The organism is Lactobacillus corticis (assembly GCF_018327645.1).
Taxonomy (GTDB): domain Bacteria; phylum Bacillota; class Bacilli; order Lactobacillales; family Lactobacillaceae; genus Lactobacillus; species Lactobacillus corticis.
The window spans coordinates 1-11,868 of record NZ_BMAY01000018.1; the positions used below are offsets into that span (position 1 = coordinate 1).

8 protein-coding genes are annotated in these 11,868 nt (G+C 41.8%); 6 read left to right on the plus strand and 2 right to left on the minus strand.

Annotated elements, in window-relative coordinates:
- Positions 1–384 precede the first annotated feature (384 nt).
- The 3 genes from KI210_RS08395 (at position 385) to KI210_RS08405 (ending at position 5,018) form a co-directional block, all read left to right on the plus strand.
- On the plus strand, positions 385–3,228 hold the full coding sequence (locus KI210_RS08395; protein ID WP_212781438.1) for an AMP-binding protein: 2,844 nt from the start codon (positions 385–387) through the stop codon (positions 3,226–3,228).
- Between the two features lie 234 nt (positions 3,229–3,462).
- Positions 3,463–4,323 carry an aldo/keto reductase gene (locus KI210_RS08400; protein ID WP_212781439.1) on the plus strand — a complete coding sequence of 287 codons (861 nt, stop codon included), beginning with the start codon at positions 3,463–3,465 and terminating at the stop codon, positions 4,321–4,323.
- Between the two features lie 128 nt (positions 4,324–4,451).
- Entirely contained in the window at positions 4,452–5,018 is a 567-nt protein-coding gene (locus KI210_RS08405) for a histidine phosphatase family protein (RefSeq protein ID WP_212781440.1), read from the plus strand.
- Between the two features lie 62 nt (positions 5,019–5,080).
- Here the strand turns inward: KI210_RS08405 and KI210_RS08410 are convergent, their stop codons facing one another.
- Positions 5,081–6,082: a D-2-hydroxyacid dehydrogenase gene (locus tag KI210_RS08410; RefSeq protein ID WP_212781441.1), complete on the minus strand. Its 1,002-nt coding sequence runs from the start codon at positions 6,080–6,082 to the stop codon at positions 5,081–5,083.
- A 144-nt stretch (positions 6,083–6,226) separates the two neighbouring features.
- Here KI210_RS08410 and KI210_RS08415 point away from each other — a divergent pair, with 144 nt between their 5' ends.
- Together KI210_RS08415 and KI210_RS08420 are read left to right on the plus strand one after the other, a co-directional pair.
- Positions 6,227–7,054, plus strand: coding sequence for an exodeoxyribonuclease III (locus tag KI210_RS08415; RefSeq protein WP_212781442.1), 828 nt, complete (start codon positions 6,227–6,229; stop codon positions 7,052–7,054).
- Complete coding sequence (locus KI210_RS08420) at positions 7,051–9,870, plus strand: DUF3427 domain-containing protein (protein ID WP_212781443.1); 2,820 nt, start codon at positions 7,051–7,053, stop codon at positions 9,868–9,870. The genes KI210_RS08415 and KI210_RS08420 overlap by 4 nt, the downstream gene beginning before the upstream one ends.
- 39 nt (positions 9,871–9,909) lie before the next feature.
- Here the strand turns inward: KI210_RS08420 and KI210_RS08425 are convergent, their stop codons facing one another.
- Positions 9,910–11,034: a serine hydrolase domain-containing protein gene (locus KI210_RS08425; protein ID WP_212781444.1), complete on the minus strand. Its 1,125-nt coding sequence runs from the start codon at positions 11,032–11,034 to the stop codon at positions 9,910–9,912.
- 167 nt (positions 11,035–11,201) lie between these two features.
- On the opposite strand from KI210_RS08425, the gene KI210_RS08430 reads away from it, so the two are divergent.
- A complete protein-coding gene (locus KI210_RS08430) occupies positions 11,202–11,615 on the plus strand; it encodes a peptide deformylase (RefSeq protein ID WP_212781445.1) in 414 nt (137 codons plus the stop codon).
- The last annotated feature ends 253 nt before the right edge of the window (positions 11,616–11,868 follow it).

Genomic DNA, 11,868 nt, shown 5'->3' on the forward strand with positions numbered 1-11,868 from the left:
GTCCATTTGTGACCTCCAATAGATGTTTTTGTGGTCATTAACATTCTATCAAACAGGTCCAAATGGACTTTTTTATTTTTCTAAAGTGTTCAATTTGATTTTACAATCGGCGACCAATAATTTATATTTGCTTCTTTTTAATTTTGTTAACTTATAGACATTGGCTTTTTGCCATAATCTTTGGCATAGAATATTTCGCTTGCACTAGTATAAGATACTGGCTTTCTATAAAAATTGTTCAAATTTTACATGGTAAAATTCCACGCAATTCAGTTATTTTGTCTGTAGAAGGTAGTCTTGCCTACTTAATATCTAGTGTTGGTCTTATTTATTCGTTATTACATTGGAATGGGGAAAAATATAAGACAGAAAGGTGATAATTTAATGCTTGTACTTGATAAATTCGAAGAAACTTTAGCCGTATATCCAAATAAGATTGCAGTTCAGGCGCAAACGGGCAGCTTTACATTTGTCCAGGTTGAAAATCTGGCAAATCACTTAGCTTTGCAGTTAGATCGACAAGGCGCTCAAGAAATCGTACCTTACTATTTACAAGATACTTGTTACGTTTTATCGACGGTCTTAGGTATTTGGAAATCTGGTAGAACACCAATGCCATTGGTTTCAGCATTGCCACTGGCTGGAGCGCTAGACCGAGTTAAAGAAGTCAGCTTCAGCAACTTAGTAACCGATTTTGCGGCTGATGCTGCGGTAAGAATCGATCAGCTAAATTCTGAAATTGCAACTTCATATCAAACTAAGCAGTCAGCGAAATATGCTTATATTTTGTCGACTTCTGGCAGTACGGGAGTACCTAAGAAAGTCTTTCTTACACCGGCAAATATTGAATGGATTCTATCAGTTGTTTATCCCTTGATTGGTGTTGATCAAAATACCAGTTTCTTGTTTTCAACGCCATATTCCTTTGATGTTTCTTTAACCGAAATACTTGCTCCGGCAGTTGCTGGTGCAAAGTTAGTTTGTTTACCTGCCAGTCCGTCGAAATCTGAGAGTATTCGGATGATTCCAGCAATGCTCCGCAATAAGCAAATTACGCATTTGTCGCTATCGCCATCGTTTGCTGAGGTTTTAGTCCAGATTGCTGGAGAAGCAGTATTTGATAATTTAACGCACTTGATGGTTGCGGGTGAAGCCTTTCCCGCATCATTAGCCCAGAAACTGCAGCATGCAATTGCCAGCGGATGCAACGTGTACAACTTGTATGGGCCAACTGAAACAACTGTATATGCATTTTGTCATGAAGTTTCTGGTAATGAAGAAAAATATGTCCCAATTGGTCGCCCGCTGCCGGGAGTGAATTATTTACTACCGAAAAATAACAACAAAGGAGAACTTTATATATCGGGTAAAGGAGTAACTGCTGGTTATGTGTTGGATCCAGTTAAGGATAGGGCCAGTTTTAAGATTATTGCTGGCCAGCGGTATTATGCTACGGGCGACAACGTTATGCGGGCGGATAATGGTGAATTAATTTTTTTGGAACGTCAAGATGACCAAGTACAGGTCAATGGTATTCGAGTTGAATTAGGTGAAGTTGAAGCAGTTGGCGGAAAAGTGCCAGGAGTTCAAGCTGCTGTATGTAAATATTATCATGGTAGAATTTATGTTTTTTATCTAAGTAAAACCGATAAGGCTAAAGAAATAAAGCAAGCATTACCAAAGTATCTTAATCCGATCGTAGTACATGCTACCGAGTTTTTGTATAACTATAATCGCAAGTTTGATACCAAGCAGATGATTGATAAATTTTATACCAGAAAGAATGCTTCCAAAGGAACTGAGACAATTGAAAAATTGCAATACTTGTTGAGTAAATATCAGGTTCAGAAAATAGAAGATTTAGACTCATTGGAATTTGTTCGTTTCTTGATCGATGTGGAAGAAGAATTTGAACTGGAAATTTCGGATAGTCAAGTGGCGGGGTTAAAAACGTTAGGTCAATTAGCCGCTTATTTACAGCAGGATCAGCTCAAGCAGCAAATGACCGGTCAAGTAGAGCAGGCAGAAATAATCAATTTGCAATACCAGCTGCAAAAGCTGGACCACAGTTGTTTTCCCGAAAGAATTACTGCTTCTTCTAGCCAACAGAGCTTGTTTCGTCAGCGCAAGAAATCATTTACTCAACTAAAAATTGCTCTTAAACAGGTTGATGGCGTGACAATATATAAGCTGCATCGTTTGCTGAAAGAGCTGAGTAAAAAAGTTGATTTGTTGCAGTTTGCCTGGTTTAGTGAGGGCGATAATTTATATTTTAAACGGCTGAAACAAGCTGATCCAATTATTTATGCAACGGAGCGTTCTTTTTCAGAAGTAGAACTGGGACAGATATTATACCGTAAAAGTGGAGATCCAATTTATTTAGGACTGGTAAATCCGGCTAAGCAGGAACTGGAGTTGGTCTTTTCGCATCATACTTTGGATGCATCATCAGCTGGGAAACTAGAGCAGATTATTGCGCAGCTTTATCGTAAGGAACTGTCGATAGCTGATGTTCCAACTAGTTCCTATCAGAATTTTATGGCGTGGGTTGATCAAGTTAATCAGCAAACTGATCTGAGGACAGCTTTGAATTATTTGCCGAAAGCTCAAGGAAATTTAGCGTTGAAACGGGATGAGTCTCGGCTCCATGTAATTAAATTTGCTGCAAATACTGGCACAACTGATGAAGTTTATCAGCTTAGTCTATTCTTGTTGAGCCAAGCGATAATGATTGACCAAGGCTGGGAACAGGTAACAGGTGAAATAGCACTAAATTTGCGAGACTTTGCTGGCTTTTCTGCTGAGTCAGTAATTGGGGATATCCATGCGACTGTCCCATTTGAAGTACGAAAAAATGATACCTTGGATGATTTTTCTACGAGGTATCAGAATTGGGTTGATTTTTATAAAAGCGGAGTTGATTATCGCTATTGCTTATTTAATCATCAGGGAAAGAATTTAGACTTTTTGGCTCAAGTAGCCAAGCGATGGAATCATAAAAACATCTCACCAAATTACATTGGGGAAGTTAAATCAATCGCTGCTCTGCTTCAGGAAATTAATGCTATGCCGTTTAAGGCTAATTACATTACCTTAGCCTCACATGCGGGAACTATTTATGCAATATTGTATGGAGACCTATTGCAAAAAGATCAATACCAACTGCAGGTAGGGGATCATCAGTATAAGCTGGTTAACGAAGCAATTAGGCGCAGTAGAATTGGATAAAAATGAAGAGTCGCGAAAAGTGTACTCCTTTTGGCTCAGATTGTTAAGCCTTAATTTTCTAGTTGCCAAGTATATAGCCCGTGAACAACGCTATTAAGATGAAGGAAGTGGAAGCTTCACCATACCCATGATGCATACTTCCTTGTTTATTCGGCAATTTTCTCTCGCACACCTTTCGTTTAAGATAATAATCATCAACGAAAAATAGATTGCAAAAGCGAAAGGATAGGAAGAATGGAAAGAATTAAATTAAACGACGGCAATACTATTCCAGCAGTTGGATTCGGAGTTTTTCGCATCCCCAACGATGGCTCAACTTATCAAACTGTTAAAGAAGCTTTGGCAATTGGCTATCGGCATTTTGACACGGCAGCTGCTTACTTTAATGAAGCTGAAGTTGGTAAAGCTATCCGCGATAGCGGGATTGATCGCAAGGAAATTTTTGTAACCAGTAAATTATGGCTGCAGGACAACTCTTACGAATTAGCCAAAAAGGGTATTCAATCTTCACTCAATAAGCTGGGGCTGGATTATATCGATCTATACTTAATTCACCAACCATACGGAGATGTTCCAGGAGCATGGCGGGCTTTGGAAGAAGCCCAAGCGGACGGCTTGCTTAAGTCGATTGGCGTGTCAAACATGTCACCTAAGTTATGGCAGAAATATGTACCTGATTTTAAGGTGATGCCAGCTGTAAACCAAGTGGAATTTAACCCATATTTCCAACAAAAGGAATTACGCAAGTTAATGGCAAAAGATCAAGTCAAGTTGGAAGCATGGAGCCCGTTAGGCAGCGGCAACCATGATTTGCTGCAGGAACCAGTATTGGTGAATTTGGCTGAAAAGTATCACAAGAATGTTGGCCAAATTATTTTGCGATTTGAAAATCAAGAAGGAGCAATTGTTTTCCCTAAGAGTACTCATGAAGAACGGATGAAGAGCAATATCGACATCTTTGGCTTCGAGCTGACTCAAGCAGAATTGGCTCAAATTGAAGCATTGGATAAGGGTAAGGGGATGCACGATCCAGACGCTCCGGGTGTGGCAGAACGCTTGCTTGGTGCTTATGATGTTCACGCAGATGAAAAGTAGAATAATAGCAGGAAGAGCCGGTTTTGCAGCTTTGTAAAGCGGGCTTTTTTATTTACCAAATCAAAGAAACCCCTTACACAATAAGCTATAATTACCTATGGATATTTTACAGAAGGAATGATCAATATATGACCAAATTATATTTAATGCGCCATGGTGAAACATATTTTAATCGCTATAAAAAGATTCAAGGCTGGTGCGATTCACCGCTGACGCCAGAAGGAATAGCCCAAGCTAAGCAGGCTGGGAATTATTTCAAAAGCCATGCTATTACTTTTGACCAAGCTTATTGCTCAACTGCAGAACGGGCCAGCGATACCTTGGAATTAGTGACGGATTTGCCTTATACCAGATTAAAGGGACTGAAGGAATGCTACTTTGGCCGGGTAGAGGGCGAGACCGAGCGTTTTAATCCCAAGCCGCCGTATGGTGATTTTTGGGTACAATATGGCGGTGAAAGCGAAGCCGAATTAATCAAGCGGATTACCGGTACTGTTGAAAAAATTGCCCAAGCTGCTGGTCCAAATGATAAGATTTTGCTGGTTTCTCATGGGGGAATTATGGCTACTTTCTTCCGCGCGACCTTTCCGCATGAAAAATTCCAGCATCTGACTAATTGCTGCATGATAGAAATGGATTATCAAGACGGCAAGTATAGCTTTTGCAGGTTTGTTGATCCGCTAACGGAAAAGTAATGACATTGAGCGCAAAAAAAGAGGATGCTGCTGCATCCTCTTTTTATCTATAAGTTTCGGAATTAACCTAACTTAACTGGAGTTTCAGGTTCCTTGCCTTCAACCATAGCGTAGTTGTTGTCAAATGCCTTAACAACCATGTTACGTACAGCGTGAGTAGTGTAGAAGGCGGTGTGTGGAGTTACCAAAACGTTTGGACGGTCGATTAAGTCTGCCAAACGTGCGTCTGGGAATTCTTTGCCTTCCCAGTCTTCGTTAAATACACCAACTTCGCCTTCGTAAGTGTCCATTACAAAACCAAAGACCTTGCCTGAGTCAAGACCACGGATAACGGCATCAGTGTCAACTAATGGACCACGTGATACGTTAACGATTACAACGCCGTCCTTCATTTCCTTGATTGAGTCATCGTTGATCATGTGAACGTTAGCTGGAACGTCTGGTACGTGAAGTGAGATAACGTCAGCTCGCTTGTACAAGTCGTCCAAGCTGTCTACGTAGTAACCCTTCTTTTCAAGTTCAGGGTTGTGGAAGATGTCGTAAGCAATAACCTTAGCGCCAAAGCCTTCCATGATTTGCATAAATACTTGACCAATGTGACCAGTACCTACAACACCAACAACTTGGTCACGAACTTCACGACCGATAGTTGGTGCCCAACGCAAGTCACGCTTAGCCATCTTTTCGTCCATCCGCTTGTCTTGACGCAATACACGTGCAGCTTGGATAGCAGCGTGTTCTGCGATAGCGTCTGGTGAGTAAACTGGTACGTTAGTGATTTGGAAACCTAATTCCTTAGCCTTAGCCATGTCGATGTTGTCAACACCAACGTTACGTAAAGACATCTTAGTTACGCCAGCGTCTGCCAATGCTTGCAAAGTTTCTGCAGTGTAGTCTAATTGTTGGTAAACAACAACACCGTCAGCACCCTTAGCTAACTTAGCAGTTTCAGGAGTCAAAAGCTTGTCAGTGAATTCAACTTCAACATCCTTGTGGGCGTCTTTCCATTCGTTTAAGAATGGTTCTTCGTCCTTACGAATTGCGTAAGCAAAAATCTTTGTCATAAATACAACCTCCGTACAATAATAATATGACCGACTCTTATTATACACTTGACTTTGCTCAACTAAACACAAAAGACATCGTTTTTTTTTGAAATTTTATAATTTTGTAGCTTAAAATGTAGAAAAAGATTTAAGGAGAAAATTATGCTGCTAATTTCATGGAATATTGATTCATTAAATGCTGCTTTGACTAGTGATTCTGCCAGAGCACAAGAAACGCGGAAGGTGCTAGAACAAATTCACTACCAGCGTCCTGACATTTTGGCGATTCAAGAAACCAAATTGCGGCCAACCGGTCCGACTAAGAAGCATAAGGAAATTTTGAATGAGCTGTTTCCTGAGTACGACTATGTTTGGCGCTCATCTGAAGAACCGGCGCGCAAGGGCTATGCCGGGACCATGTACCTGTATTTGAAAGAATTGGCACCCAAAGTTTCTGAGCCTAAAATTGGGGCACCGGATACGATGGATGACGAGGGAAGAATTATTACTTTAGAATTCCCAGAATTTTTTGTTACGCAAGTTTACACGCCAAATGCCGGTAATGGCTTGAAGCGACTAGCTGATCGGCAGGTTTGGGATGAAAAATACCGTGAATATTTGCACGAACTAGATGAGAAGAAGCCCGTTTTAGCAAGCGGGGACTATAACTGTGCCCATACTGAAATTGACCTGAAACATCCAGAGAATAACCACCATTCAGCCGGCTTTACTGATGAAGAACGGGCTGGTTTTACCCAATTGCTGGATGCCGGTTTTACTGATACTTTTAGAAAATTGCATGGCAATGTTGAAGGCGTCTACTCATGGTGGGCACAGCGGGTGCGCACTGCCAAGGCCAACAACTCCGGCTGGAGAATTGACTACTGGCTGACTAGCAACCGTTTGGACAGCAAACTGCAGCGTTCAGAAATGCTGGACACTGGTAAACGAGCTGATCACTGCCCAATTTTGTTGGAAATTGATCTATGAGCAACGCCTTAGAAGATGCGGTTTTAAACGGTTTAATCAGTCAAAATTACCCAGGGCACGAAATGCTGGGGCCGCAGCTGTTGGCTAATCGCGGTCATGAGCGAATTTGGCCGGTTTTGCGGCAAGAACTTTTGACTGCTGATCATTTTATCTGGGCGGTAGCATTTATTACTCAGGATATGTTGGTGCCGCTGAAAGCCGTGCTGGCCGACCTGGCTGATCAGGGAGTTAGTGGGACTTTAATCACAGGCGACTATCTGGGTTTCAACAATCCGCAGGTTTTTCGCGAATTAATGAAAATTCCTAACCTGGAAGTTCGGCTTGCTTCGGGGAAATTTCATGCCAAGGGTTATTGGTTTGATCATGGCGATGCTGCGACAATTGTAATCGGCAGTGCCAACTTTACCCGCTCGGCGCTTTTGGAAAATTATGAGTGGGCTTTAAAAATAACCAGTCGGCAAAATGCTCATTTAGCTGAAGAAGTTGGAACTGAGCTCCAGCGCTTAGCCCAAAAGTCCCAGCCTCTGACTAGGGACTGGATTGACCAATATGCTGCTAGCTGGATTAAGCCGACTAGCCGTTTAGGCGTAGTTAAAAAGACTGGGCAAATTAAGCCAAATAAGATGCAGCAAGCGGCTTTGAAAGAATTGCAGCAGCTGGTTGCATCAGGGAAAAAGCGCGGGCTGGTAATTTCAGCGACGGGAACGGGAAAAACGTATCTAGGTGCTTTTGCCGTTAAGGCCTACCAGCCTAAACGCTTTTTATATTTGGTGCACCGGGAACAGATCGCTAAAAAGGCCATGCTCAGTTTTCAAAAAGTGCTTGGTGGCGATAAACAGGATTATGGGATGCTGACAGGGCATGAGCGTAATTTTACAGCTAAGTACACTTTTGCAACAGTACAGACGGTTAGTCAAAAAGAAGTCTTAGACCAGCTCGATAAGGACCATTACGACTATATTTTGATCGATGAGGCTCACCGTGCAGCTGCTCCAAGTTATCAGCGGATTTTTGCGCACTTTAAACCGCAATTCTGGTTAGGGATGACGGCAACACCGGATCGGATGGATCAGCAGGATGTTTATGGCTTGTTTGATTACAATTTGGCCTATGAAATTCGTTTGCGTGAAGCCTTGGAAGCAGATATGCTGACACCGTTTCACTATGTTGGAGTGGCAGACTATGAAGCAGATGGCCAGGTGATTGATGAGACTTCTGATTTGCGCTATTTGACAACCGATCAGCGAGTTGATTATATCCTAAAGGAATTGGATTATTACGGCTGGTGCGGCAAGCGACCGCGCGGGCTGGTATACTGCAGCCGACAGGAGGAAGCGCGAAAATTAGCAGCTGCTTTTACCCAGCGTCATCACCCTGCCCAAGCTTTAACCAACACCGATAGCGAGGCTGTCCGGCAAACGGCAGTGGCTGATTTGGAACAGGGAAAATTGGAATATCTGGTCACGGTTGATTTGTTTAACGAAGGGATCGATGTTCCCAGCCTCAACCAAGTAGTTATGCTGCGCAATACCCAATCAAACATTGTTTTCACCCAGCAGTTAGGGCGGGGCTTGCGTAAATATCCCGGTAAAGAATATCTAACCGTGATTGATTTTATCGGCAACTATAAGAATAACTATTTGATTCCGCTGGCTTTAAATCAAGACAACAGCCGTGATCGGGACCAGGCCGAAAGGGAAACAAAGTTGCCGACTTTTGCGGGACTTTCGACCATCAATTTCACCAAGGTTGCCAGTGAGCGGATTCTGGGTTCGCTAGAAAAAGTCAAGCTAGATAGTTTAGCTAATCTGCGGGCAGCTTATCGCCAATTGCATCAGCAGTTAGGACGGATGCCGCTATTAGCTGATTTCAACCGGTTTGGCTCAGTGGCGCCACAAGTGTTTGCTGATTTGAAGCTGCCAAATTATGGTCATTTTTTACAAAAAATGGGCGAACCGCTTCAGCTGACAGCTTATGAAGATCAGGTTTTGACTTTTATGACCAAGGAGTTGCTTAAAGGTAAACGGCTACACGAATTGCTGCTGCTAAAAATGCTAGAGCAGGGAGCAGTTTCGCAAGCTGAATACAAAATTGCCTTAGAAAAGCACGGGGCATATTGCAACGAGGACGTTTTGCAATCAGTCGACTGGATTTTAGGTTTAAGCTTTTTTGAGGTAAAAACCGGGAAAACTACCCGCCGAGCCCAATATGGCGATAAGCGCTTAATCGAATTTCATGCCGGTCAATATCAATTAGCGGCGTCTTTGACTGCCAGTCTGCAGGATCACGACTTTAAAACGTTATTTGATGATGTACTTGCCACTGGCCTAGCACTGAGCCGGGATTATGATCAGAGTCGGCAATTTACTTTGTACCGGAAATATGATCGCGAAGATGTCTGCCGCCTGCTTAATTGGCCCTTAGATGTCAGTGCGCCAATGTATGGCTACCGGGTGGGGGATGACGTGTGTCCTATTTTTATCACCTATAAAAAGCAGGATACCCAAAAACGCAATGCTATCTACAATAATCAATTAGCTGATGGTCGCAGTTTGCGCTGGTATACGCGCTCGCCACGCCATTTAGATTCTGATGAAGTAAAACGGCTGCTGAAACCCGATATGCGACTGGAAGTATTTGTTAAACGCAGCGATGCCAGCAAAAAAGATTTCTATTATCTGGGTACGGCGCAAGTTGTACCGGGTAGTGCCAAAGAAGAGCTGCTTGGCAAAAAGAAACGACCAGCAGTAGGGATGGACTTGCTTTTGCAGACGCCGCTTACCAATGAGATGTATGAGCTGTTATTTGCAGACTAAAAAGATACGCAGGAATTTTCTTGCGTATCTTTTGCTGTTTTATTCAGCCGAGAAAGTATTAGCTTTGATGTGGTTTAAAATCTTGTAGCCGGCCGCTTTTACTTTTTCCTTATTATCGGTTGTCTGGTTAAGGAACATGATGATGCCGTTCTTGCGATCGCTGGTAAACTGCATCCAATTGGTTAAGTGGGTGTTGGATAAGTGGCCGTAAGCAGTCATTACGCTGCCGCCTCGTTTGACATAGACACCGCCAGAGTAAGTTGTTACGCGGCTCTTTAGATGAGTGAGGTAGTGGAAATCAGCAGAATTCAAAATTTTGCCATTGGCCGTCGCGAGTAAAATCTTGTAATAGTCGCTTGGCGTTGTAACCATATTTCCTGCTCCGGGGATTTGGTAGGGAACGGATTTGGCCAATGATTCAGCTTTTTGATAATTATGCTTATGGTAATAAGCGTACGAAATTGCCACAAACTTGCTGCGAGGGATGGAACTATAAATATAGGTGTGCTTTAAACGCAGCTTATTGACGATCCTAGTATTAAAATTGCTAAGGTAGCTCTTTCCGGTAAGCTTTCTAATAATTCCAGCTAGCAGTACATAATTTTCATTAGTGTAGTAAAAGACTCCGCGTTTTCCTAATGCGTGGCTGTTGACTTGATTAATAGTCCAATCGATTGCTTGGCTTTCACTCGGATAACTCCAGCGATTAGTTTCCGAACCATAGGATAAAATTCCGGAGGTGTGAGTTAACAGCTCGCCTACCGTAATTTTTTTAGCTCCCTTGAGGTGAGGATACCAACGTGAAATTTTGGTGTTTTGCGTAAAGCGTTGTTTAGTGTGCCATTTTTCATTTATTAATTGTACAATCATGGCTCCAGTAACAAGTTTTTGAAGTGAGGCAGCCGGATAGAGGACTTTGCTGTTGCCCGCTCCGATGCGCCGACCGTACCAGCCATAGCCTAAACTTGATGAGACAACCTGACCATTTTTTACAGTTAAAATGGCACCCCGCAGGTGGTATTGCGACATTACTTTTCTTACATAGCTATTCATTTGTTTTTGACTGCTAGTTGCAGCTTGAACTGATTGTTGTGGATGAACCGTTGACACAAAAGGAGTTGCCAACATCGTAGCAACTAAAAATAATTTGACTTTACGAAACATATTTATCTACTGATTAACTTTATACTACTATATTAATTTATCAATATTAAAACGATTAATCAGAATGATTAAGTTTTTGCAACATTTGTAAAAAAAGCCAGATTTTTTTACAAAAGCCAATATAATTATTTTGGATTTACAAAGCAATTATAGAAAGTACGATAATAATGACAGTACGTAAGATAACGCGCGACACTAATTTTTTAAGTCGCAAAGCGGCTGCAGCAACGAGCAATGATTTAGTAGTTGCAGACGATTTGCGCGACACATTAATGGCTAATAAAAGTCTGGCTGCAGGGTTAGCTGCAAACATGATTAAGCAAAATAAGCGAATCATTGCTTTTTACCTTGGGCAGCTGCCAGTAGTTATGCTCAACCCCAAAATTGTAGCTAAACAAGGAGAATATCAAGCACGCGAAGGTTGTTTATCACTGTTGGGCGAGCGGAATACGCAACGCTATCACGAAATTACTGTTATGTATCAAGACATGAGGTTGAAGACGCATACTCAGCGGTTTACTGAATTTACGGCTGAAGTTATTCAGCACGAAATCGATCACTGTGACGGGATTTTAATTTAAAAAAGAAAAAGTTTTTTAGCTAAGCGAACACAAAAGTTCGTAAATAAATGATCATTATTCAATAAATGATGAATAATGGTCTTTTTTTACGCTCAAAATTCAACTCATCTTTATTAAAAGAATTATTTTGTCTTGATAAAGCGAACAAAAAGTAGTTGAAAAAATAGCTTGCAAAGTTCAAAAGAAGTTGGTAACATATTTAACTGTTGCGAGTCAAAAGCAACGCAAACGAAAAACGCAGATAAAAGTTTTG